We start from the raw sequence: 23,503 nt of genomic DNA on the forward strand, positions 1-23,503 counted from the left end.
CCTTGCGGGCGTCGATGGCCATCCGCGTGGCACGATCCCGCAACTCCTTCGAGTACTTCGATGGGCGAGGCATGAAACAAGTGTCCCTTCCGGTAAAACCTGTCTCCATCAAACCCGGGACGATTCACGGCTCGTTCCGGCTCCCCATGTCCCAACCGTTCGTCACATGCTGGCCGGTGCTCATCACCAGCTTCTTGCGGTCGGCCGGCACACCGCTGAGCTGATCTAGCGCGCGCCACTCCATGTTTGTGAACAGGTCCTGCCAGCCACCGAGGACGAACGTCGGAACCTGCACCCGCGCAGCGTCGGTGGTCAGCGCCTTTCGATATCGAGATTGCAGCTGAACGATCTCCTTGGTCCGGCCCCTCAGATCTCCGACCGACGGCGTGGTGAGTCCTTGGAGGTATTCAGGGACGAACACGATCGGATGGTTGATACGGTCGGCCAGCCATTTGGGGTCGAACTGACCACGAAGGAGCCTAGGCAGATCCGGAACCACCTTGGTCGAGTTGACCAGGAACAACCACAACGCCAAGAACCCCGCACCGTAGCCCGATCCAGGTGCGACGACGTCGGCGACGATGTCGGTCATCGGTGCGGCAGGAAAGATGGCTTTAAGCCCCTTGGGGCGTTCCGACGCTGCTTGTAGCTGATTGATCGCCGAGTACGAGTACCCGCTCATTCCGAGGTCACCGTCAGAGTAGGAGCGGGTACGTGCCCACTTCAGCACTTCTAGAGTGTCCTTTTGCTCTCGTGGGCCGAAGACGTCCCACACCCCCTGCGACGCGCCAGTGCCGCGCACGTCGACAACGACTTGGGTATAGCCGCTGCGGACCAGCTGTGGGTCCACACTGAACAGACTCGGAATCCCACCTTTCGCGAGTTTGAGTAACCGCTCTGTTCCCGATATAGGAGTGCCGTGAAGGCTGATGCTCCCAAGTAAGTTGAACAACGGTCGCGAGATGCCCGGGATATTGCCACCGACTGCCGCAATCATGGTCACGAGCTTGCTGTACGGGGTCATGCTGACAATGACCGGCATCTTCTCTCGCGCCGCGCGACCTACCCGATCAGCCGGACGATACACGTCGGCTCGAAGAACGGTCCCGTCGGACATGCGGATCGGCACACTCGTCGATAGCGAGATCCCACCATGTCGCTGCCGCGGGGAGTTATGGGTCTTGATCCAACCCGGATTACTGAGACCGATCCCAACAGAATCCGCCTGAACCGGTGGTGCGATAAATCCCAACGTCACAGTCAGCACCGTGACAACCACAACAGAAACGAACCGGATAATTCCTGACACTTCTTCACCTCGAATTTGACAAAACTCGAACGGACAGCCGCAGAGCGCGACCTTGCCAATCACCGGGCCGACGATTCAGCCAGGAATCAATGTGACGGACGTCATATAATGACATGACTCGCAAGTAACTTTGTCAAGGGGCAATTCCTCAACCCGTCAATCACTCATCGGAAACCTGTTGCCGCAGGACAATCTTCACCCGATCTACTGACTCAATACCTTGTTAACGAACCGGACGACGAAACGTGGCACGCACCTGCTGGCGTTGGCCATGAGTATTGTCTGAATTCCAACCGAGTAGTGAATCCGCCGACTCATCCGGCCGACAAGAGTCGGGTTCGTCGACAGCCATATCTTCTCCGCAACCTGGTCGGGGGTGAGATGGACCCCCAGCGTCTGGGTGCTCTTGACGGATTCATTGACCATCTGAGTCTCAGTCCAGAGCGGCCAAATGGAGACGACGCGAATCCCGTGCTTCTCCCACTCCAGATCGAGGGCTTCAGTCATGGCCGAAACAAATGCCTTCGCTGCACTATAGGTCGCGAGCCCTGGCTGACCGTATATCGCTGATGCTGAGCTGACGTTCACAAGGTGAGACCTTCGCGCCACCTTAAGGTAAGGCAGAGCAGCCTTTGCTCCGTACGTGAGACCCAATGCGTCGATATCGATCTGTCGCTTGATGTCGTCGGCAGAAATATCCTCTAACTCTCCCGCCGATACCACTCCCGCGTTGTTGTCGAGAACATCGAGAGATCCGCCGTGAGGTTCGCAAAAGTCAGCCAGTGCAGTTTCCCACTGGTGATAGTCTCGCACGTCGAGTACTCCGACAACAATTGTCGGAAAGTCTGATTTCAGTTGGGCCAGTGCTTCTTCATCGTTGTCGTATACTCCAACACTCCACCCCCTCGACTCAAAATAGATGGCCGTCGCGCGGCCAATACCAGACGCTCCCCCGGATATGAAGATTGCGGACATAAAATACTCGTCAACTCTCGTGTTGGGAATGGGTAAGAACAGACCTTATCGGGATTCCGCGCTCGGGACTATAATAGTTTCGACCACCGAGTTTCGCAGCTCGCGATATCGCTACATACTCCGCTACGTGCCTACGAAACACCTCCGCGCCCCATGGCGTTGACGTAAATTCGTAATCCACCCCATCGATACCCCACTTCACGGTCTCACTATCATCCATCTTCCACCCCTGTTTCAAATGACTTCGCCTATGATCACGCTTCACAACGGATCGCGACGTCAAGGTCCGCCGATAGCGACACCGCGTACGGGCAACCTACACCAATGAAGCACTATACAAATCAGTGTGACTACCACGACGGAGAGCATTACGAAATTCCATAAAGGGACGTACATCGTCGAACGGAATCCGACGGTGCCAATAACCCCGCCTGCAATAGCGATGACAGCCAGCCGTGCAGTATCGCGGGCGCCGACACCGTTGACTGTCGGGAAATCCGCCTCAAGATCGGTTACCTGGCGACTCGATTCCACCCGATCCTTACGCCACAAATTTACCTCTCCAATAACTGCAGCTGCGATCACGACCACGATTGCGTGACCGAAGGGAAAGTCGATCGCAAACCGCACGGCCATCGCACCGATAATCCCACCAAGTATTGCTGACATTGCAAATTGCACCACGCTCATGACGGAAGTTCATTCTCGCCACGAGTAGACTTTCCCCGTTGGACCAGTCGACTCGGCCGATAATTGATCATGAATATCTGCTCACGAGGTCTTCATGTAATCGTTCGTCACTTTCGCTCCCTCGATGGACCGCGACCGTCCGCGGTATTCGTGACCTCGGTCCAGTGTGCGCGCCGAACCGCATGCCGGATGTTCCACTTCTGGACACTTTCGCCGACGTACTTAGTCATTTCGGCAGGTGCAGACCAGCCATCGACGCAGCGTCGACGACCACCGGCGACAGATCAGCCACCACACTGCGTCTCGCGGAAGCCGGCGTGTCGAAGATGTTCCGCTGACCTCTTCGGTAGCGCCGCTTGTCTTCGGCCCAGATCCCGTTCATCGCCGCAGGCTTGAGATACGGGAAGACCTCGACGTCCTTCGCCTTACGCCCCGACGCCTCCACCACCGCGCGAGCGGCCTGCCGGCCACCTTCGGCCGCTGAGTCCATCGCTCCAACGTAGAGATACGTCGCATTGAAGTCACCACCGATAAAGAAGTTCTTGATTCCTGTCGGCCCCGCGGGCCGTCGGTCCCAGGTATTCACCTCATTCGTCGAAAGCGGGTCGCTGTTTCGGACGACGCCGTGGTTGCCCTCCGACCAGGTGATTCCCGGGTCGATCGTCCAGCGGATCAGATTGTCGTCCCTGAACGCGGGGTCCAGGTCACCGAACCGTTCCTTCAGTGTGCCCCACACCTCCTGGAACACTTCTTGACGAGAACATCTATCGGCTCGCTTACTCACAATTGTCATTCCCGGGCCCTTGGTGTCCCACTGGGAGACGATCAGCGAGAGGATCTGATGGACTGATCCGTCCCCGTATCGCTTTGCGATCCTGTCCCTCCACTGAAACCCCAGGAAGAATCCGCTCATACTCCAGGGGTGGTCGGGAACTACGACGGCAGAATACGCGAGGCTCGGCGGCTTCCGTAAGTAGAATTGGAGGTTGTTCATCCACCCCGCACCGAGCCCGCCGATATGACCGAGTTTGGGGTCCTTCGCCGCCAGATGACTGCGCTTGATGATCGGACCCAGCTGCTGTGTTCCGATCGCACTCACGTACCAGTCGGCGTCCACCCGCCGCTGCGCTCCGGAGCTATCGACGACGATCGCGCCGTCAATCTCATCACCCCGCAGAGTCAGGGTGTGCAGGGACGTGCTCGTGTGAAACCGCACGCCACGCGACTCCATGTAACGCCGCCAAGGGTTCATCCATACTTCACCGGTCGGCCCGTCCAACAGGGAGGCTAAGTAGAATGTTGTTCCCGGGTCCTGTACTCCGAGGCCATTCCAAACGAATGCGTCGAATATATTTCCCCCGCAAAGGGCGGATGCGTCGGCGGCCTTCGTTGACTGGATCAGCTCGGTGATCGCGGTTCCAATCAATTGCATCAGATTGGATTTTCCCTCCAATTGCAGAAACTTCTGCCACGACACTGCGTCCCATTGCGTGTGGCGCCGCAGGTCGCTGCTAGTCAAGTACACAAGAATTCGTTGAATGAACTCAAGCACCTCTGGAACTTGACGAATCTCAATACCTTTTGTCAGCCCCAGAGCCTTGATCAATACCGTAGCAAGGTATTTTGGGTCCCCGAGCTGCCGTTGATCGACCTTCTCGTTGAGGTTGAATGGCAGACCGATCGCAATCCCCGATCGTGGACTCAGGCTTGCGGCTGCTCCGAAACCGTGCCATTTGTCTGCCCATCTCAGCGAGTCAAAGCATGTGTCGCCTCGCTCGGGGCGCGGAGTACGTTGCATCGAATCCGTCAAATTGCGATAAAAGCCGGGAAAGAAGCGAAATCCGTGCTCGCTCGGTAAATCGAGACGCCCGTGTGTTCCTGTCCGTGGGATCGACCACCCTCGCGTCTTCCCACCAGTCATCGCGAACCGCTCGTACGCCTCGACCTCGAAACCTCGATCCACGAGCTCGTGAATCGCCGACATGCCCGCCACACCTGTGCCGAATACGGCGACCCGTCTACCCCGAGAGCGCGTCCCACTTGGTTTCGCGTCGGCGAGGGCGGGCGAGACTCCCGCGGCTAATGCCGCCGCAGAAATACCGGCAGTCCCCACCCTCGCGAGGAATGTTCGTCGCGGGACACCTGTAGAAAGAAGCTGCGGAAACGGTTCAACCTTCGAGGCCCGTCCATCATCATCTTCAGTGTTTGGAATATGCAAGATTTCTCCTAATATCGAGATAATGGGCACCCGAATTGAGGCCTCCGACTCACGAGCCGGACGGCAAGAATCGTGCGTTGACTCGGTTAGCGGCTGTTCGGGTAGTTCTCAGTCCGACGTGCCGCAGGGCGCACTACGTCGAAGATATGAGGAAGACCGCGGAGGTAACGCCGGTCGTCCTCGTCCTGGAAGACTTTGAGTTCTGGCGGTGGCCCGTAATACGGCAGCGAGGCATGGTGTTCTCGAACTCCGGAGTGTTCGATTATCGCATTCGTCGCACGTTTCGCGGCCTCAGCGGCGCCATCCATCGAGTCGCCTCCCGAAGAGTTCCGAGTACTACCCGAGGCCAGCATGAGGTTGGGAATCGATGTCTCCTGTTTCGGGTACAGCTGTAGCGTTCCCGGTGCAGACGCCGTCCGTTTATCGGGAACTGACCAGCCGTTCCGCCATTCGATCGTCGGGTGATTTCGCCAACCCGCAAAATTGCCATCACTGAAGAGCGCCCTCCCGTCTGGATGATTCTTGATGATTGACGCGCGGATCTCTTGGAGGGTCTGCCGTTTACTGAGCTCTTTCATCGGCTTTCCGTATCGGTCTCCTGGATACATCTCGAGAGCCCCGTAATTGAGTTCGACCGATATCATCCCCTGCGCACGTCCGTTGCCGTACTCACGCAGATCGAAGTCCCATACACTGGACAAGCCGATCAGCGCCAAGTACCACTCGTTGATACTCTGGTTGAATCCCAGGAAATCCAACCCTCCTGGTAACGGGTCACGGAAGAAGAGCTGAAATCCAGTCTCGGGCGATAGATAGAGTTTGTTGAAGTTCCGTAGCCCCGGCGACGCTGCACAGATATCTGGCGTCAGTACGTCGCGAATACGATCGGTCGGAATCGCCAAAACATAGTAGTCTGCGTCGACATGCTTCGCCGCACCGTTTCGGTGTTTCACCGTAGCGCCGACTATCTTTCCTCGATCGATCTGAAGTCGCGTCAGATGGTGGCTTGCGTGGAAGTTCACTCCCAACCCGCGTAGATACTTCGCCCACGGGTCGAACCACCTTTCGGTTTCCGGACCGTCCATCATCAACTGAATGACCGATGTCGGGTCGGCGGGATTCTGAAGAAGACGTTTCAGGGCCAGGTTGAAGTACTCCCGCCGACCAGCGAGCATGTGAATTATCGGGTCGACCAGGAAGTCCAAGAAGGCCGTCGTCGCCATGCCCTTCTCTCGACATCGCCAAGCAAAGACGTCACACAGTAGCTTTATTAGGCTATGCGCGGCCGGCCCCATGTGTTGGGCCCGCATGAAATCGTGCTCAAAGTCGATGTTGCGGAGTTGTCCGTCACGGCGCTTCGGACCAGACGTGATCCACGCGGCGACCTTACTCGCCAGCAACGGGATATCGCTCGGGGCGATCGCACCGCCGCCGATTGCGAACAAAGACCTGGTGATTGACTGCGTTACGGCTTCGACCGAGAAGTTCTTCACCTCCTCGATTCGAGTCGGCACCCCCCATCGCCACGACGAGGTCGCTGATGTTCGCGGAGACTCCCGTCCGTCCATGCGGAGTCAGCACCAGTCGATCCAGGACAGTCTGTCCATTGCCGACCGGAGTTCGCGACATCATCTCCGGAATCGTGGCGTAGCCAGGCAGTATGAAGTGTCCTCCGCAGGTCATCGGCCAGTCCCTGCGTCCATTAGGCAGCGTACGAGAGTAGCTGCGCACCATCCCGCCCAGCCGCTCATTGGCGTCGTAGAGATCGACGGAGAAGCCTCGTTCGGCCAGTTCGTGCGCTGCGGTCATCCCGCCGGGTCCTCCCCCGAAGACTGCTACACGTCGGCCACTCGGAACGGCGGCCGCGATTCCGGGGAATGTACTCGGGTATCCACTTGCCAGCACGCCGATGCCGACTCCCATGCCTTTGAGCACCGTGCGCCTGGATATCCCGGAGGCTCCCGTGTCAGACGAGCCCGTCGATGGCGAATCCCGGTCGTTTCCCATTTGTGACTCCCGCCCGATACCTGACTTCGACAATTGGCTCACCCTAAGTAGATGGTCTGCGACTGCACGTAGTTCGCATACCCCTCTGGTCCGAATTCACGGCCGATTCCGCTGTTCTTGACTCCCCCGAAAGGCCCGGCGGGATCCGGCGTGTAGCCGTTGATTCCGATCGTTCCCGTGGCCACCCGACGAGCGACCGAGGCTGCGCGCTCAAGGTCCGTCGACCACACGGTGCCGCCGAGTCCGTAGTTCGAGTCGTTGGCGAGGGCCACTGCGTCGTCCTCGGAGTCGTACGAGTGGACGGTCACGACGGGACCGAAGATCTCTTCCTGCACGATCGCGGAGTCATTACGTACATCGGCGAAGACTGTCGGCGGAACGTAGTATCCCGGCCGATCTGGTCGGCCTCCGCCGGTGACGAGTGTGCCGTCCCGGCGACCAATCGAAATGTAGTCTTCCACGCGCGTACGCGCGCGGCCGTTGACCAAGGGGCCGACCGCTGTCCTCGGATCGAGCGGATCACCCATTGTGGCGTCGGCCGACAGAGATGCCAACAAGTCGACGATCTCGGCGTACCGGTTTCGCGGCGCGAGGACCCGCGAGCTTCGGAAGCACGTCTGACCGTTGTTGATGAAGATCGCTCCGAACAAGGACTCGACCGAACCCGCGAGGTCCGCGTCGTCGAGGATGATCGCCGCTGACTTCCCGCCGAGTTCCAGCGTCACCGGTCGCAGCAGGTCGCCGCACTGTCGCCCGACGGCGCGGCCGGTCGCCGTCGAACCGGTGAACGCGACCTTGTCTACTCCGGTGTGCGCCACAAGCGCGCGACCAGCGTCGGCACTGCCAGGGAGGATGTTGAACACGCCGTCCGGAATCCCGGCGGCGATCGCCGCTTCGGCAGTGAGCCGTGCGTCGAGCGGGGTCTCGATCGGCGCCTTCAGTACAACGGTGCAACCGGAGGCGAGAGCCGGAGCGAACTTCATCGCCGACAGCGTCTGTGGATAGTTCCACGGAGCGATCGCGCCCACGACACCATACGGAGTGTGTCTCACCTCGAGTTTGCCGCCGAGCATGCCATCGCGGCGTTCAGTCCGATCTCGCCGCGCGACACTCGCGTAGAAGCGCAGGAGGAGTGCGGGGAACGCCGCTTCCAGGGCACTCGACAGACTGATCGGCATACCGTTCTGTGATGTCACGGCCTGCGCGATGTCGGAACTACGCGCCTCGAGTTCATCAGCGAAACGCTCGAGCACCGCACCCCGGTCGTCTGCGCTCCACTTCGACCAACCACCTGGATCGTCGAAAGACTTTCGCGCCGAAGTGACCGCAGCGTCGACGTCACGGGCGCCGGCGGCGGTCACTGTCGCGATCTGATCCTCGGTCGCTGGATTCACCACAGCACTCGGACTACCGTCCATGGATTGCTTCCAACTGCCCCCGATGTACAAGTCGGTGTACGTCTTCTCTGTTAGATGTGCAGTCATTGACCTCTCCGTTCGTTTCTTCTGAGTGGTCCTCTTTGGCGTCCGTACTGCGCTTGAGACAGATGACCCGTGGTCGCTCACCGTGATAGGAGCGCGGTACTGGCCCGGAAACTGCGAGGTACTGTTCTTGTGACTGAGCTTTACGTACTGGCGGACGGCCGACTGTTTCGTTTAGGCACAGTTCACGCAGCGCACGCGACCAACCGACCGTGTGTAGTCGGCGAATCGGCTGCGGCTGCGTGTACGTCGATCGGTGGGGGACAACGTCAGTTGTCGCTGGCTCGACGACTGTTTCATTTCTGTACACGGAGCCTCTTGTGACTGGTGACACAATGTGAGACTGGGCCGGGGCCCGCGCACCAGCGCGCTATCCGCGCCGTATCTCAGGGGAGTTCAGATGGCCGCCGATCGTCCGTTCACCGATCCCACAGCGGATCGCTCGATTCCGACAGGACTCGATCCGCACCGTTGCCTTGACGCACCTCCCCTCGTCGACGTGAACCCGAACAGCCGCCTGCTGGTGGCTGCCCTGCCAATCCTGGACCGAGTCGCGGACGCGCTTTCCGGAACCAACTACGCGCTCTTGCTCGCCGACCGCGAGGCCAATGTTGTCGATATCCGGGCAGGCGACCGATCAGTCCGGAACCTCGTCGACGGTGCTGGCGTAGTCACCGGCCGCACTCTCGCTGAAGAGCTCACGGGCGTGAACGCGGTTGGAAGCGTCCTGGAAGTCGGCGGCGCGGTGTCGGTGCGCGGCGACGAACACTTCGCGGTGCAGCTCCGTCGTTTCTCGTGCCACGGGCACCCGATCACGAATCCGTTGACACGTCGCACGGCCGGAATTCTCGATATCTCGTGCGACCTCGACGACGATAATCCGTTGGTCGCACCGTTCCTCGTCGCCGCGGTGTACGACATCGAGGAGCGTTTACTGGCGATGGCGACGATCCGCGAGCGCGACATGCTCGACGCTTTCGAACGCGAGGTGTCCAGGCGACACGGAGCACCGGTGATGGCCATTGCGCGCGACATCTATCTGGCGAACCCACGGGCCACGCGCCTGGTCCACCCGACGGACCACATCGCGCTGCAGGCGATCGCCGACGATCCGCCAACCAGAGCTGAACAGCTCACCATGCATCTGGACTCCGGCGTGAGCGTTACCGCACACGTCATTCGAGTCGGCGCGGGTGTCATCATCACTCTCGATCCGTTAGATCAGCCCTTCAGAACGGCTGCGTCACCCGTCGTGCATCGCCGTAACACCGTCAGCGTCACGTTGATCTGTGGCGAGCCTGGCAGTGGACGCACCACGACCGCCGGCCAGCACGTAGGATCCGGCGAGGTCTGCTGGTTCACCGCCAGCGACACGCTGCCGATGACCTCCGCCGAATGGGCGTGCAACCTCCAGCGAGCTCTCGCGGCCGACGGGACCGTCGTCATCGAGGACATCCACCTCCTGCCGCCGTCGCTTGCTCATCGACTCGCGGGCACATTGCTCACAGTCGAGCGGCGAGGCGCGGTGATTCTGACCGCATGTCCGGTCGACGAACTCACCGGCGAGCACGCCAGGCTGATCGCAGCCGCCACCGACACCGTGGAACTCATTCCCCTGAGGTTCCGTCGACCCGACATCCCACATCTGATCGGCGCCTTGTTGCGCCAGATGAACGCGCCTTCGTCAGTCTGTATGAGCCCTGAAGCTCTCGATGTACTGAGCAGGCAGCGCTGGCATAGCAACCTATCCGAACTCGCCGATGTATTGGCCGACATTCTGTCCCGCCGCTCGTCCGGCGACATCTCCGCTGGCGACATCCCCGACCGCTACCGAACGCAGACTCGGCGCAATCTGACTCCGATCGAACAAGCCGAACGCGACGCAATCGTCGACGCGTTGGAGAAGACCGGCGGAGTCAAGAGCGCTGCTGCCGCCCGCGTCGGCGTCAGCCGTACCACCCTGTATCGGGCGATGCGCCGATACCACCTTTCCTGACCGGGTATCCCGCCCGACTGTAGCGAACCGGTACAGTCGGACGCCCTTGCGCGCAAGGACAATTGGACTGACCGAGTTCAACACCCGATAGGAGTGACACATGTACCGCGTCAACGTGCTTTACGGCGAACCATCCGATCCGGACCATTTCACCGAGTACTACCGCGACACCCATCTGCCGATCGCCGCGAAGATCCCGGGCGCACTCAACCCGACGTTCGCGATCAACGTCACCGCAGACGGCCCCGCGCCGTTCTGGGCGATCTTCTCCGCAGACTTCGCGTCGTCCGAGGCCTTCGCCGCCGGTATGGGATCGCAAGAAGGCCAGGCTGCCGCCGCCGACATCGCGAACTATGCAACCGGCGGCGCAACTATCGTCCACTACGTGGTTCGGGAGCCCTGAGCACATTCAGGCCTCGGACGCTTGTGCGACGACTCATCGCGTGCGTCATCGCAGAAGGCCCCTCAGCGGTCGGCCACCACCCGACCTGACGAACAACACGACAGCACACCCGACGGCGACCAACACCCCGGCCGCAAGCACACCGGGCACCTCCGGCGATACCCATCCAGGACCGCCCAGACGATCAGCGACGACGATCAACCACCGAACTCCCGGCCCCGTCGCCCGCACCAGAAGCTCCGCGAACGCACTCTGCGGCCCGTAACGCGGTCCGAGCGCTCCGATCGCCGCAGCCAGGGTCCCCGCGACACCGATCAACGGAACCACCGGGGCAGCAAGGAGATTCGCCGGAATCGCGAAGACGCTGACCTGCCCGCTGACGGCGATGACCAACGGTGTGGTGAGGATCTGCGCGGCCACCGTCATCGACAGCAGCGCAGCCGCCCACTCCGGCACCCCTCGATTGGTCATCGCGAAACGAATCGGCACCGACCACAGAACCAACCCGAGGGTCGCAGCGACCGACAGCGCGAAACCCGGAGCCAACGCCATCTCCGGCCACCACAGCAGTACGACGACCACCGCCGCTCCGAGCGCAGGCAACGCCTGCGAACGGCGTGAGGAGAGCCCGGCAGCCAACCCGACACCGCCCATCACCGCAGCACGCAACACACTGTCTGTCGGTCGCACCAGAATCACAAAACCGACCACCGCGACCGCTCCGACGACGAACACCGTCCGAGGACTCCCGCCACCCGCGCGCACGCACAGCAACACCGCCCCGACGACCAGGACGAGATTCGCGCCGGACACCGCCACGAGATGTGACAGACCGGCGCCACGGAAGTTGTCGCGGGTCGCCTGATCGAGGCCGCCGGTGTCCCCCAGGATGAGACCCGGCAGCAGGCCGCCCGCGCGGCCGCCGAGCGCATTCGCCGCGATCTCCCGCAGCCGCTGTCGCACATCACCCGCTGCGCGTTGCCACCACGGAGCATCCGCGATCCTGGTCACTTCACCGACCGCGGTGAGGTCCGCGACGACGAGCCGATCCCGTCCGGGGGCTCCCGCCGCGGCGACGCGGACCCGCGCCGACAGCCGTTCCCCCGGCAGCAGGTCCCCGACCTCCGACGACGCAGCCAGTCTCGCGGTCACCGGACGCTGCGCGCGGCCGGACACGTCGTCCACTCGAACCGCAACAGTGAACCTCTGCTGTCCCGGCCAGTACATCGGATCGCCCGCCACGGTCATCTCGACGACCGGCTTGCCGACGACGTCGACGACCGGCGCCGCGTCGACGGCCGCAACCCGCAAGAGGACGACCGCTGCTCCCGCAGCGCCGATCCCACACACGCCGATCACCGTCATCGCAAGCAGGCGCCGGCCGGGGTCACGCGACCGCCACCGCGCGACGGCTGCTGTCACGACCAAGACGACCACGACGACCCACGACACCTGCTGCGGCGATACGAGCCCGACGATCGTCGTCGACCAGCAGGCCGCCGCGGGAGCCACCAGCCGGAGATCGACCATCAGCCCACGGTGACCAGCGGGCGCAGTTTCGCCAGACGCCCTTCACCGATGCCGTCGACCTCGGCCAACTGGTCGACCGACGCGAACGAGCCGTTGGCATCCCGCCACGCGATGATCGACCGGGCAGTCACCGGCCCCACCCCGGGCAGTGTGTCGAGTTCGGCCTCGGTCGCGGTGTTGACGTTCACCAGTTGCCCGCTGCCGCCCGACTCTCCTGCCGTGCCGCCACCAGTTCCCGGGGTCCCACCCGGCGACGGCGTCGACCCGCCCGACGTCACCACCGCGCTGCGGACCTGATCGTCGCCCTTCTGTCCGACCAGGATCTGGTCGCCGTCGTGCACGATCTGCGCGAGGTTCAAACTCATCGTGTCGGCATTCGCGCGAGCTCCGCCCGCCCGCGCGAGGGCGTCGGCCACCCGCGAGTCCGCGGCCAGCCGTACCAGTCCTGGTCGCTGCACGAGACCGACCACACTGACCACGACCTCGGCGGGAGCGCTCTTCTCGCTCGCCTGCGCAGGTGTGTCCGTCGCGGCCCCAGATGATCCGGCCCCTGAGCGTGCTGCCGTCGACGAGCCGACCGGCGCGTCGAATGCAACCAGCGGTGTCGACGGCTCGTTCTGCCGCAGAAGCGAGTACCCGGCGAACCCGCACCCCAGGAGTCCGATGAGGATCAGTCCGATGGCAGCGGGCGGCATCATCGTCCAGCGGCGGCGTGGCGGCTCCCATTCGTCGTCCTCGTCGTCGGTCGAAGCGTCATCGTCCGACTCGTCGTCGATGCGGTCGTCGAGGCAGTCGAATCCCTGCGATCCTCGCGCGTTCCACGTCGCTCGCCCCTGCCGAGTGTCGAGCCAATCGGGCATCGCCGTCGCACCCCACCGGTCGACGACGGCGTCGTCGTCAGGCTCCGACGGGCCCTCGTCCGGGTCGTCGTGCTGCGCCTTGATCAGTCGCGCCAATCGATCCGGCCCAGAGTCGCGGTCTCGGCCCGCCCGCAGTTCCATCCCCATGAGTGGACGGTAGGTGCGGCTGTCCGGCCGGGAAAGAGGCGAATGAGCGAAACGGCGGATCTGTGGATGAACGTCGAGTTGTGCACAGGTTGGGCGGGGTCTCGACTCCGCTCGACCAACGAAAAAGAAGGGCTCGACCAGCGTGGAGGAAGCGGTCAGTCGTCGAGGGGGTCGAGGCCGAAGGAGAGAGCGACGCCGACGGCGCCGGGGCCGACGTGGGTTCCGAGCACGGCGCCTAGGTCGACGGTCAGCGTCGAGGTGACGTCGTCCAGTCGTTCGAGCATCGTGTCGACGAGTTCGGCCGCCAGTTCAGGGTTCTGGCAGTGCTGAACGCCGACGGTGACGGCTTCCCCGTCCGCGAATTCGACGGCGGCGTCCACCATCTTCCCGACTGCCTTCGTCATGGTGCGGTGCCGTTCGCGGAGCGCGAGGAGACCGTCTGACATATGCAGGATCGGTTTGATCGCGAGCGCCGAGCCCAACAATCGCCCGGTGAGACTGAGTCGGCCGCTGGCGCGCAGGTTGTCCAGGTTCTGTACGCACAGCATCGACTCGGCCGTCGCGGCGGCGCGCACCGTCGCCTCGTACACCTCGTCGCGCGATGCACCCGATTCGGCAGCCTGTACTGCCGCCATCGTCGTCAGACCGAGCGAGACACCGACCGATCGGGAGTCGACCACTCGCACGCCGCCGTCGATCGCATCCGCAGCGAGTCGGGCCGCGCTCCACGTTCCGGAGAGTCGGCGCGACATGTGGACGGCGACGACGCCGTCGCCGTCGCTGCGCTCGAACGCCTCTTCGTAGGCGCGCCGCAGATCGGCGAGACTCGCTCCTGACGTCGACACGCCCGAGGTGGTGATGACGTCGGGCGGGACGTTGTCCACACCCTCTAAATACTCGGTCCCGTCGTCGAGAGTCACATGCAACGGGACCTGCACGACTCCGTGAGCGTCCGCGAGTGACGCAGGCAATCGCGACGACGAATCGGTGACGACGACGACAGGCACGATTACACGGTAGCCGGTGCCGGAATTGCGGTGAGCGCCGCCTCTACGACGGGAGCAGTCACCTCGGCGATCGCCGCGTGCGTGGCGACGCTCCAGTGGATTCCGTCCGGGTTCATCGTCGTCGCGGGATCGGCGAACGCGGCCGCAGTGGTCTCGTAGAACGACACCGTCGGCAGACCGTGTTCACGCGCCCACCGCTCGATCGCGGTGGTCGTCGGGATACGACCGGGGTGCACGTTCCCGTAGTACGGGCTGTCGTGGGTCGGCGGGAGGCAGACGACGATCGGCAGGTCCGGCCGCAGGTGTGCGACGGCGCCTCGCACCTTCTCGCAATAGTCGACGGTGACCCGCGGCGGCAGCGCCATCGGCCAGCCGAGCGGCGACAGTCGCGGTTGGAGCCACGAGTAGACGTCGCGAACCCGCTGACGGAGGGCTGCGGGCCGGATGTATCGGATCTGCTCGCGCAACGCGGTCGGCAACGGCGACGGCAATGAATCCATCCCGCCGTACGCGAGCACCAGGACGTCGGCGTGCGGGAGCGCGGCCCAGATCCGTGGATCCTGAGTGGTCGCCCACCACACGTCGCGGCTGGTCCAGCCGATGCGGGCGAACAGTTCGACGCGACGCCCGACCCGCTCCCCCACGATGTTCGGCCAGATCCGTCGGTCGTCGGCGGACAGACCTCCCGTCTCGTCGTAATACGACAGGGAGTCACCGAGGACCAGAACCGAACCCGACACGTGTGCTCCTACTGTTGAGAGAAACTGGCTGCTGGAAAGACTGGACGTTCTGGACGGCCGAACGTCACTGGACGGCCGATTCGGCCGATGCGTTCCACACGTCCAGGCGCCATACCGGATCGTCGGCGTCCGTCGCCGAATGTCCCGAAAGCTGGACCCAGGCAGTGTTCGCGAGACCGCCGAGGATCGGCCAGTTCGCGACCGGCAACCCGAGGAGCCGAGCAGTCAACGCGGCGATGCAGCCACCGTGGGCCACGAGTACGACCGGGGCGTCGGGATCCTCGCCCCGTCCCCAGGCGTCCAGGCCTGCGACGAGTTCCGCGACGACGGGCATCATGCGTACACCTACGTCGACGCGACTCTCGCCTGCGGGCGGCGACCAGGTCGCATCGTCGCGCCAGTGTCGACGCGCACCCGGCGACGCGGTGTCGACCTCGGTGTGGGTCATGCCCTGCCAGTCACCGAGATTCGTCTCGCGCAGACGTTCATCGGTCGTGACGTCCTGGCCGGTCACCGTGCCGATCGCCTTCGCGGTCTCGTGCGCCCGACGTAGATCGGACGACACGATCACCAGCGGCGACCGAGTCGCGATGGCCCGGCCGGCGATCTGGGCCTGCTCGACGCCCAGATCGGACAGGTCGGTGTCGAGCTGTCCCTGCATCCGTTGCGTCGCGTTGTAGACGGTCTGCCCGTGGCGCAGCAGGATCAGGCGGCGTACGCGCGGGGTCAACCGCTCGACGCTGGAGTCGCCGGGATCCGGTTCGCCCCGCATCAGTGTCGCGTCCTCATTCGGGTGAGCCGGGGACGATCTCGTCGTCGCGGTCGCCCTCGGGCCGGACCGCCGGTTCGATGCCGTCGATCTCGATCAGCGGGCAGTCCTTCCACAGTCGTTCCAGACCGTAGAAGTCGCGCTCGTCGTCGTGCTGGACGTGGATGACGACGGTGCCGTAGTCCAGCAGCGCCCACCGCCCCTCACGGGTGCCTTCACGACGCAGCGGCTGGTGACCCGTCTCCCGCAGCGCGTCCTCGACCTCTTCGACGATCGAGTTGACCTGGCGCTCGTTGTCGGCCGACGCGATCAGAAAGATGTCGGTGATGACGAGTTGCTCGGAGACGTCGATCGCGGCGACGTTCGTCGCGAGGACCTTGACGGCCGCGTGGGCCGCCGTCGTCGCCATCGCGATCGATTCTTCAGTCGCGCTCACTGGTTTCCTTTCGGTACAGACCGTGCTTGGCGATGTACTGCACGACGCCGTCGGGCACGAGGTACCAGACGGGTCGTCCTGTAGCGGCGCGATCGCGGCAGTCTGTCGACGAGATCGCCAGTGCGGGGATCTCGATCAGTTGCAGCGACCGAGCGGGTTTATTCGCCAGATGCTCGGTCAGATGTTTGACGTTCAGCTCGTATCCGGGCCGCGACACTCCGATGAAGTTCGCGAGCTCGAACAACCCTTCCCAATCATGCCAGGTCAGAATGGTCTCGAGCGCATCGGCACCGGTGATGAAGTAGAGCTCGTCGTCGGGGAACGCGGCACGCAGGTCACGCAGGGTGTCGACGGTGTAGGTGACGCCTTCGCGTTCGATGTCGACGCGACTGACCGTGAACTGCGGGTTAGACGCCGTCGCGACGACCGTCATCAGGTAGCGGTGTTCAGCGGAGCTCACCTGTCGCGACGGATCGGAGGCGTGCTCCCCCTCCTTCTGCCACGGTCGCCCGGTCGGTACGAACACGACTTGATCGAGCTTGACCCGGTCGGCGACCTCACTCGCAGCGACGAGGTGTCCGTTGTGGATCGGGTCGAATGTGCCGCCCATGACGCCGATACGACGTGGGCCCGCAGTCTCCGATGACATGAACGGTGAGTTTACGCGGTGACCGCGCCCGCTTCACACCGGCAGCAGGTCGGCGATCACACGTCCGAGCTGATCGGCGTTGCGGCACTCGAACATGTCGACTTCGGCGGCGTACACGCTCGCCGACGAGTCGCCGGAGTCCCAGGCCTGTCTGCGTTCGGGGTTGAGCCAGTACGCGTTCCGGACTCGATCGCGGATCTTCGCAAGCGAGTCAGCGTGCGCTGGCCGGAAGTTGTTGCGCGCGTCGCCCAGGATCAGCAGCGCACTGCGGTGCGTCAACGAATCGAGATACGTCCGGGCGAAACCCTTCAACATGTGTCCGTAGTCGGAGTGGCCGTCGCGGGTGCTGATCCGGGCGGTCGAGAGCATCTCGCTCATCCGGGCGCCGAACTGGGTGTCGTCGTTGCCGTGCGCGAAGAAGTCGGTGACCTCGTCGACGGTGTCGACGAACGCGAACACCCGCACATTGGAGAACTGTTGGCGCAGGGCGTACACGAGCTGCAGGGTGAACTGGCTGAATCCGGCGACCGAGCCGGACACGTCGCAGATGATGATCAGTTCGGGTTTGCCTGGACGCGGCTTGCGGCGCCGTAGGTCGATCGGAACACCTCCGGTCGACATCGATGCGCGCAGCGTGGCCCGCACGTCGACGGCGGCATGCCGGTTTCGGCGACGACGGAACTCCAGTTTCGCTGCGAGCAGGCGTGCGATCGGATCGATCGTGCGCCGCATCTTGATCATGTCCTGCGCGTTGGCGGCGAAGAAGTCGATATTCTCGGGGAGCTTCGGGACGGCGTACGCGGAGACGGCGTCTCGGCCGCGGATCTCCGCCATCCGGCGTTGCGTCTCGGTGGTGACTGCCTCGCGGAATCGTTCGGTGGCGCCGCGCGCCGCCCGGCGGTTGAGCGGGTCGGTGCCCGGCCGGTCGCCGTCGCTCGCCTGACCGCCCGCCATCGCGGCGGCGATCCGCGCGATCAGCGTCTGCGGCGAGACCTGAGACATCGCCTGGTACACCGAATACGATTCGCCGCGCGCCGAGTCGTAGCGACCCATCTCGGCGACCACCGCAGCGACCATCTGATCGAATCGGCCGTCTGCGGTCGCCTCGGGGTCGGCGAGCGTGTCGGCGACCATCTCGCGCAGCGCTTCGACGTCCACCTCGCCGTCAGCGTCGCGCGGAACCTCGAACGCGGCTCGCCGCGCCTCGTTGCCCAACGGGAACCAGAGCTCGAAGCACAGGTCGAACGTGTCTCGGTGGTTGTGGTCCGACAGCAGAGTCGCCGCCAGTCCTTCGCGCAGCGACTCGCGGTCGAGCAGGTCGAGGACGGTCATCGCCTGCCCGGCGTCGATCAGGTTCGACGGGCCGACCGTGATCCCGCGGCCTCGGAGGTCCTCGACGAACCCGGTCAGCGTGTCGACGACGGCCTCGGCGCCCATCCGGTCAGCCCAGCTTCAGTTCGCGGATCGCCGTCGTCACATCGGGACGGTGTTTGAGCACGACGCCGAGGGTCTTCGCGAGCAGCGACTCGTCGAGCCGTCCGCCCTTGATCGCCTGCATCGCCGACTCTGCGGCGTCCTGGCCCACGTTTCCGGTCATCGCGAGGAGGGTGTTGCCCCAGTCGATGGTCTCGGCGACGGACGGCTTCTTCTTGATGTCGAGTCCGCGCAGCACGCCGACGACGCGCACCAACTCCTCGGCGACCTTCTCGGGCAGGTCCGGGACTCGTGACGCGAGGATCTCGCGTTCGAGCGTCGCGTCCGGGAAGTCGATGTACAGGTACAGGCAGCGGCGCTTGAGCGCCTCCGACAGTTCTCGGTTCGCATTCGAGGTCAGCAGGACGATCGGGCGACGCGTCGCAGAAACGGTGCCCATCTCGGGGATGGTGATCGCGAAGTCGCTGAGCACCTCGAGGAGGAGCCCTTCGATGTCCACGTCGGCCTTGTCGATCTCGTCGATCAACAACACGGTCGGCTCGGTGCGCGAGATCGCCGTCAGCAGCGGACGTGCGAGCAGGAACTCTTCGGAGAAGATGTCGTTCTTCGCGGAGTCCCAGTCGCGGTTCCCGGTGGCCTGGATCGCGAGGATCTGTTTGGCGTGGTTCCACTCGTAGAGGGCGCGGGCCTCGTCGATGCCCTCGTAGCACTGCAGTCGGATCAGGTCCGATCCGGTCGCCTGTGCGATGGCACGCGCCAACTCGGTCTTGCCGACGCCTGCCGGACCTTCCACGAGCAGAGGTTTGCCGAGACGGTCCGCCAGGAACGTGGTGGTCGCCGTCGCCGCGTCGGCGAGGTACCCGGTCTCGGCGAGGCGCGCGGTGACGTCGGCCGCGTCGGTGAACGCGGGGACGATGTCTTCCCCGCTCATGCGGGGCGCACCTGTCCGCTGCCCCACACGAGCCATTTGGTCGACGTGAGTTCGGTCAGCCCCATCGGTCCGCGGGCGTGGAGCTTCTGGGTGGAGATGCCGATCTCGGCGCCGAACCCGAACTGCTCGCCGTCGGTGAACGCCGTCGACGCGTTGACCATGACGGCGGCGGCGTCGACGCGAGCGGTGAACTCCTCGGCGGCCTGCAGCGACCTGGTGACGATCGCCTCCGTGTGGCCGGTGCCGTAGGTGTCGATGTGGTCGATCGCCTCGTCGAGTCCGTCGACGATCTTCATCGCGATGTCGAGCGACAGGTATTCGCGGTGCCAGTCGTCCTCGGTGGCCGGTTCCATGCCGGGCTCGTCGCCGTGGACGACGACGCCCTGCGACTGCAGTGCCGACATCAGCGGCAGGAGGACGTCGCCTGCGAGTGCCTTGTCGACGAGCACCGTCTCGGCGGTGTTGCAGACGCTCGGGCGGCGAGTCTTGGCGTTGAGCACGATGCGCGTCGCGATGTCGATGTCGGCGTCGCCGTGCACGTACACATGGCAGTTGCCGGTACCGGTCTCGATGGTCGGAACGGTCGCGTCTCGAACGACTGCCGCGATCAGTCCGGCTCCGCCGCGCGGAATCACCACGTCGACGAGACCGCGGGCCCGAATGAGGGCGGTGACGCTGTCGCGGCTCTCGCTGGGGAGCAGTGCGACGGCGTCGGCGCTGACGTTGTTGTCCGTCAAGACGCTGCGCAGCACCTCGACGAGCGCGGCGTTCGAACTGGCTGCCGACGACGACCCCCGGAGCAGCACGGCGTTGCCCGACTTGAAGGAGATGCCGAAGCCGTCGACAGTCACGTTGGGGCGGGCTTCGTAGACGAAGCCGACCACGCCGAGCGGTACCCGGACTTGGCGGAGGTCGAGACCATTCGGGAGCTTCTTGCCGGAGACGACCTGTCCGATCGGGTCCGGGAGCGCGGCGACCTGGCGCAGACCGCCGGTGATGCCCTCGATCCGCTCCGAGGTGAGGCGCAGCCGGTCGACCAGCGACGACTCGGTCCCTGCTTCCTCGGCGCGCGCGACGTCGTCGGCGTTCGCGGCGAGGATGGTGTCCGCGGCCTGATCGATGGCGTCGGCCGCGGCCAGAAGTACGGCGTCCTTCTGCGCGGTCGTCAGGGTGGCGAGGCTGCGCGAGGCCTTCGTGGCTGCGGTCGCGAGCCCGGTGACGACGCCGGAGACGTCGGTCTCGGTGGGTGCACTCATGGGTCCAGGTTAGCGCCGACGCCCGACGACCCCTCGACGGGCGGGGTCGGATCGAGCGCAGCCCGCTAACCGAGTCGGTACCCCATGCCGCGGACCGTCTCGATGGACGACGCCCCGAGCTTCTTACGCAGTGCTCGCACGTAGACGTCGACGATGTTCGATCCCGGATCGAAGTCGTAGCCCCACACGTGCGAGAGGATCTGTTCGCGCACGAGGACTTGCCCGGGATGCCGCAGAAAGAGTTCAAGGAGCAGGAACTCGCGGGCGGTGAGGTCCACCACGCCGCCCGACGCGGACGCCCGTCGTGAGCGGAGATCGAGCGATATGGAGCCGTGGGTGAGAACGCCGACCTCCGGAGCAGTCTCCCCCGATCTCAGCCGTAGCCGCACCCGCGCGAGGAGTTCTTCGAACCGGAAGGGCTTGGTCATGTAATCGTCGGCACCGCCTTCGAGACCAGCTACCGTGTCGCGGACGGTGTCCCGAGCGGTGAGGATGATGACCGGCGTCGACACGCCTTCCCTGCGCATCGCTTCCAGGACCGAGAACCCGTCGAGGACCGGTAATCCGATGTCCAAGACGATGAGGTCTGCGGTCCCCTGCCTCGCGAGTTCCAACACAGTCGACCCGTCACCGGCAACAGTCGTGACGAATCCGTTGGCGCGCAATCCTTTCTCGATGAACGACGCGATGCGCTCCTCGTCTTCGGCGATCAGAATTCGGTTCATGACGAGATCCTCTCCGACTCGGCGCCCGCGGGCGCCTCGACTCCGAACGTCGATCCCTGCCCCGGAGCGGATCTCAAGGTGACCTGCCCGTGGTGCGCCTGCGCGATTGCGCGGACGATGGCCAGACCCAGCCCTGCACCCGCGCGGGCCCCTTCTCCCGACCGTCGACCGCGGTGGAAACGTTCGAAGATCTTGTCCTGATCGTTCTCACTGATCCCCGGCCCGGTGTCCGTGACCCAAAACGCCACGACCGGAACACCGCGCACCTCGTGCAGCGACGACCCGATCCGGATCTCCTCACCGTCACTGGTGTGTCCGACGGCGTTGTGCGCCAATGCCACCATCGCCTGCGTGATGCGCTGCGGGTCGACGAAGGCCGTCCCCTCTCCGACCGAGTCGAGGAGCCATCGCCGGTCCCCGAGCGCGCGAACCTTGGAATGGATGTCGACGGTGAGTTCGGCAACGGACACCGAACGAGGTCGCACGAAGTCGGGCCGTTCTGACTTCGCCAGCAGCAGCAGGTCTTCGACGATCCGGCTCATCCGATCGAGCTCTTCGGTCACCAGACGCATCACCGCCTTCCGCTCGTCGGGGTCGTCGCCCATCAACTCGAGGTGCCCGCGGACGATGGTGATCGGGGTCCGCAATTCATGACTCGCGTCGTCGATGAACTCGCGTTGGGCGCCGAACGCGTCGGACAGCCGGTCGAGCATCGCGTTGAACTGCTCGGCGAGCGCTGAGACGTCGTCGCGGCCGCGTACCTCGATCCGCCTGGTGAGGTCCTTCTCGTTGATCTCGGCGGCGGCGTCGCGCACCAACCGGATCGGCGCGAGGATTCGGCCGGAGACGAGGTAGGCGCCGATTCCGGCCAGCAGCAGTCCGACCAGGCTGACCAAGGTCAGAGTCCGCATGGTCGACGCGACTTCGTCGCGATCTCGGTCGACTGCGACACCGACGATGAACGTCCCGGGCTCACCGTTCCCGGACGGCGGATCGACGACGACTTTCCGCCACCGGAGTTCGCCGTCCTCGGTGTGCAGGGAGCCCGTCGAGTCCGGGTCGGCCGCCACTTGACGTGCACGCTCGGGCCGGGACGCGAACGGATACGGTTCACCGCGGTCCTGCCGAATGACGGCACCGTCAGCGAGGACGCCGACCACTACTTCGTCGTCGTCCGGGAACTGGCGCTGCAGGTGACTGTCGAGGATCTCCGCGACACTTGTATATGGACGGTCGGTGGACCGATTGACGCCGCCGGACGCTACCCCGACGAGTTCCTCCACCTCTTGGACGAGCGCTTCGTCGACGACGGTGTCGACCTGCCGGTACAACTCCTGCCGTGTCGCGACGTTCACGACCACGAGGACACCGAGCATCAGCAGCATCACCCACCCGATGATGCGGATGCGGGCGGGCACCCGCCGGCGCGGATGCCCACCTGCCTGCGGCTCGGAGTCAGTCATCGTCCTCGTCGTCGTCCCGGTCATCGTCGTCGTCGCGGTCGTCGTCATCGTCGTCGTCGTCGCGGTCGTCGTCATCATCGTCGTCGTCGCGGTCGTCGTCGTCATCGTCGTCGTCACGGTCGTCGTCATCATCACGATCGTCGTCATCATCGTGCCCCGGCTCGACGACCTCGACGCGCGGTTCGAGCGGCGCGGTCCGCGACGCATCCGGCTGCGGCATCTGCTCGCCGCGCGCCTCATCCGGCGCGAACGACGTCGACTCCCCTATCCTCACGTGCTCGGGCGGGTTGCGTACCGGATCGGACGACCCGACCAAGAAGTACGCGATGGCGATGGCGCCGATGACTACTGCAGCCACCGACAGTCCGATGACTCCTGCTCCACGAATTGAGTTTCTCATGACTCATACGATGGCGACTGGTTCTGAGACATCGATGAAGCGCGCATGAAGACTTCTTCATGAGGGTTTCGGCCGTC

At 64.0% G+C, this 23,503-nt stretch carries 22 protein-coding genes; 2 read left to right on the forward strand and 20 right to left on the reverse strand.

Going from position 1 to position 23,503, the window contains the following annotated elements:
* Positions 1-124: 124 nt before the first annotated feature.
* The 7 genes from L5G32_RS18655 to L5G32_RS18685 all read right to left on the reverse strand — a co-directional run bounded on the left by L5G32_RS18655 (position 125) and on the right by L5G32_RS18685 (position 8,683).
* On the reverse strand, positions 125-1,372 hold the full coding sequence (locus L5G32_RS18655; RefSeq protein WP_237012581.1) for a CocE/NonD family hydrolase: 1,248 nt from the start codon (positions 1,370-1,372) through the stop codon (positions 125-127).
* 141 nt (positions 1,373-1,513) lie between these two features.
* Positions 1,514-2,284, reverse strand: a complete 771-nt coding sequence (locus L5G32_RS18660) for an SDR family oxidoreductase (protein ID WP_237012582.1) — start codon at positions 2,282-2,284, stop codon at positions 1,514-1,516.
* A 279-nt stretch (positions 2,285-2,563) separates the two neighbouring features.
* Positions 2,564-2,974: a hypothetical protein gene (locus L5G32_RS18665; RefSeq protein WP_237012583.1), complete on the reverse strand. Its 411-nt coding sequence runs from the start codon at positions 2,972-2,974 to the stop codon at positions 2,564-2,566.
* 226 nt (positions 2,975-3,200) lie between these two features.
* Entirely contained in the window at positions 3,201-5,222 is a 2,022-nt protein-coding gene (locus L5G32_RS18670) for a hydroxysqualene dehydroxylase (protein ID WP_308192067.1), read from the reverse strand.
* Positions 5,223-5,278: 56 nt separating this feature from the next.
* A complete protein-coding gene (locus L5G32_RS18675) occupies positions 5,279-6,685 on the reverse strand; it encodes an FAD-dependent oxidoreductase (protein WP_237012585.1) in 1,407 nt (468 codons plus the stop codon).
* A complete protein-coding gene (locus tag L5G32_RS18680) occupies positions 6,579-7,199 on the reverse strand; it encodes an NAD(P)-binding protein (protein WP_308192068.1) in 621 nt (206 codons plus the stop codon). The genes L5G32_RS18675 and L5G32_RS18680 overlap by 107 nt, the downstream gene beginning before the upstream one ends.
* A 38-nt stretch (positions 7,200-7,237) precedes the next feature.
* Entirely contained in the window at positions 7,238-8,683 is a 1,446-nt protein-coding gene (locus tag L5G32_RS18685; RefSeq protein ID WP_237012587.1) for an aldehyde dehydrogenase, read from the reverse strand.
* 397 nt (positions 8,684-9,080) lie between these two features.
* Between L5G32_RS18685 and L5G32_RS18690 the strand changes: the two genes are divergently transcribed.
* Together L5G32_RS18690 and L5G32_RS18695 are read left to right on the forward strand one after the other, a co-directional pair.
* Positions 9,081-10,676, forward strand: a complete 1,596-nt coding sequence (locus L5G32_RS18690; RefSeq protein ID WP_237012588.1) for a sigma-54-dependent Fis family transcriptional regulator — start codon at positions 9,081-9,083, stop codon at positions 10,674-10,676.
* Between the two features lie 100 nt (positions 10,677-10,776).
* The gene (locus L5G32_RS18695) at positions 10,777-11,079 is read left to right on the forward strand and encodes an EthD family reductase (protein ID WP_237012589.1); all 303 of its coding nucleotides are present in this window, start codon (positions 10,777-10,779) and stop codon (positions 11,077-11,079) included.
* Between the two features lie 45 nt (positions 11,080-11,124).
* On the opposite strand, the gene L5G32_RS18700 is transcribed toward L5G32_RS18695, so the two are convergent.
* From L5G32_RS18700 to L5G32_RS18760, 13 genes are all read right to left on the reverse strand, one after another.
* Positions 11,125-12,609 carry a ComEC/Rec2 family competence protein gene (locus L5G32_RS18700; RefSeq protein WP_237012590.1) on the reverse strand — a complete coding sequence of 495 codons (1,485 nt, stop codon included), beginning with the start codon at positions 12,607-12,609 and terminating at the stop codon, positions 11,125-11,127.
* The gene (locus tag L5G32_RS18705; protein ID WP_237012591.1) at positions 12,609-13,616 is read right to left on the reverse strand and encodes a ComEA family DNA-binding protein; all 1,008 of its coding nucleotides are present in this window, start codon (positions 13,614-13,616) and stop codon (positions 12,609-12,611) included. Before L5G32_RS18705 ends, L5G32_RS18700 begins: the two co-directional genes overlap by 1 nt.
* A gap of 155 nt (positions 13,617-13,771) precedes the next feature.
* Positions 13,772-14,623 (reverse strand): DegV family protein, encoded by an 852-nt coding sequence (locus tag L5G32_RS18710; protein WP_237012592.1) that lies wholly within the window; start codon positions 14,621-14,623, stop codon positions 13,772-13,774.
* A gap of 2 nt (positions 14,624-14,625) precedes the next feature.
* The gene (gene octT, locus L5G32_RS18715; protein ID WP_237012593.1) at positions 14,626-15,363 is read right to left on the reverse strand and encodes a diglucosylglycerate octanoyltransferase; all 738 of its coding nucleotides are present in this window, start codon (positions 15,361-15,363) and stop codon (positions 14,626-14,628) included.
* Positions 15,364-15,427: 64 nt separating this feature from the next.
* Entirely contained in the window at positions 15,428-16,135 is a 708-nt protein-coding gene (locus L5G32_RS18720; protein ID WP_237012594.1) for a histidine phosphatase family protein, read from the reverse strand.
* A gap of 13 nt (positions 16,136-16,148) precedes the next feature.
* Positions 16,149-16,568, reverse strand: a complete 420-nt coding sequence (gene rsfS / locus L5G32_RS18725) for a ribosome silencing factor (RefSeq protein ID WP_237012595.1) — start codon at positions 16,566-16,568, stop codon at positions 16,149-16,151.
* Positions 16,555-17,217 carry a nicotinate-nucleotide adenylyltransferase gene (gene nadD, locus L5G32_RS18730; protein WP_237012596.1) on the reverse strand — a complete coding sequence of 221 codons (663 nt, stop codon included), beginning with the start codon at positions 17,215-17,217 and terminating at the stop codon, positions 16,555-16,557. Before nadD ends, rsfS begins: the two co-directional genes overlap by 14 nt.
* Before the next feature lie 33 nt (positions 17,218-17,250).
* Positions 17,251-18,654, reverse strand: a complete 1,404-nt coding sequence (locus L5G32_RS18735; protein ID WP_237012597.1) for a vWA domain-containing protein — start codon at positions 18,652-18,654, stop codon at positions 17,251-17,253.
* 4 nt (positions 18,655-18,658) lie between these two features.
* Entirely contained in the window at positions 18,659-19,582 is a 924-nt protein-coding gene (locus L5G32_RS18740) for an AAA family ATPase (protein WP_237012598.1), read from the reverse strand.
* Complete coding sequence (locus L5G32_RS18745; RefSeq protein WP_237012599.1) at positions 19,579-20,838, reverse strand: glutamate-5-semialdehyde dehydrogenase; 1,260 nt, start codon at positions 20,836-20,838, stop codon at positions 19,579-19,581. The genes L5G32_RS18740 and L5G32_RS18745 overlap by 4 nt, the downstream gene beginning before the upstream one ends.
* 65 nt (positions 20,839-20,903) lie before the next feature.
* Positions 20,904-21,563, reverse strand: a complete 660-nt coding sequence (locus tag L5G32_RS18750) for a response regulator transcription factor (protein ID WP_237012600.1) — start codon at positions 21,561-21,563, stop codon at positions 20,904-20,906.
* Positions 21,560-23,131, reverse strand: a complete 1,572-nt coding sequence (locus L5G32_RS18755; RefSeq protein ID WP_237012606.1) for a sensor histidine kinase — start codon at positions 23,129-23,131, stop codon at positions 21,560-21,562. Before L5G32_RS18755 ends, L5G32_RS18750 begins: the two co-directional genes overlap by 4 nt.
* A complete protein-coding gene (locus L5G32_RS18760) occupies positions 23,019-23,426 on the reverse strand; it encodes a hypothetical protein (RefSeq protein WP_237012601.1) in 408 nt (135 codons plus the stop codon). Before L5G32_RS18760 ends, L5G32_RS18755 begins: the two co-directional genes overlap by 113 nt.
* Between the last annotated feature and the right edge of the window lie 77 nt (positions 23,427-23,503).

Source organism: Gordonia zhenghanii (assembly GCF_021738965.1).
GTDB classification, from domain to species: Bacteria; Actinomycetota; Actinomycetes; order Mycobacteriales; family Mycobacteriaceae; genus Gordonia; species Gordonia zhenghanii.

Bases quoted from the DNA above. Each gene is read 5' to 3' on its own strand.
- L5G32_RS18685 (WP_237012587.1), bottom strand. From the start codon at position 8,683: ATGACTGCACATCTAACAGAGAAGACGTACACCGACTTGTACATCGGG.
- L5G32_RS18745 (WP_237012599.1), bottom strand. From the start codon at position 20,838: ATGAGTGCACCCACCGAGACCGACGTCTCCGGCGTCGTCACCGGGCTC.
- L5G32_RS18705 (WP_237012591.1), bottom strand. From the start codon at position 13,616: ATGGGGATGGAACTGCGGGCGGGCCGAGACCGCGACTCTGGGCCGGAT.
- L5G32_RS18680 (WP_308192068.1), bottom strand. From the start codon at position 7,199: ATGGGAAACGACCGGGATTCGCCATCGACGGGCTCGTCTGACACGGGA.
- L5G32_RS18690 (WP_237012588.1), top strand. From the start codon at position 9,081: ATGGCCGCCGATCGTCCGTTCACCGATCCCACAGCGGATCGCTCGATT.
- L5G32_RS18665 (WP_237012583.1), bottom strand. From the start codon at position 2,974: ATGAGCGTGGTGCAATTTGCAATGTCAGCAATACTTGGTGGGATTATC.
- nadD (WP_237012596.1), bottom strand. From the start codon at position 17,217: ATGTCATCGGAGACTGCGGGCCCACGTCGTATCGGCGTCATGGGCGGC.
- L5G32_RS18700 (WP_237012590.1), bottom strand. From the start codon at position 12,609: ATGGTCGATCTCCGGCTGGTGGCTCCCGCGGCGGCCTGCTGGTCGACG.
- L5G32_RS18720 (WP_237012594.1), bottom strand. From the start codon at position 16,135: ATGCGGGGCGAACCGGATCCCGGCGACTCCAGCGTCGAGCGGTTGACC.
- L5G32_RS18760 (WP_237012601.1), bottom strand. From the start codon at position 23,426: ATGAGAAACTCAATTCGTGGAGCAGGAGTCATCGGACTGTCGGTGGCT.
- L5G32_RS18660 (WP_237012582.1), bottom strand. From the start codon at position 2,284: ATGTCCGCAATCTTCATATCCGGGGGAGCGTCTGGTATTGGCCGCGCG.
- L5G32_RS18740 (WP_237012598.1), bottom strand. From the start codon at position 19,582: ATGAGCGGGGAAGACATCGTCCCCGCGTTCACCGACGCGGCCGACGTC.
- L5G32_RS18735 (WP_237012597.1), bottom strand. From the start codon at position 18,654: ATGGGCGCCGAGGCCGTCGTCGACACGCTGACCGGGTTCGTCGAGGAC.
- L5G32_RS18750 (WP_237012600.1), bottom strand. From the start codon at position 21,563: ATGAACCGAATTCTGATCGCCGAAGACGAGGAGCGCATCGCGTCGTTC.
- L5G32_RS18755 (WP_237012606.1), bottom strand. From the start codon at position 23,131: ATGACGACGACGACCGCGACGACGACGATGATGACGACGACCGCGACG.
- L5G32_RS18695 (WP_237012589.1), top strand. From the start codon at position 10,777: ATGTACCGCGTCAACGTGCTTTACGGCGAACCATCCGATCCGGACCAT.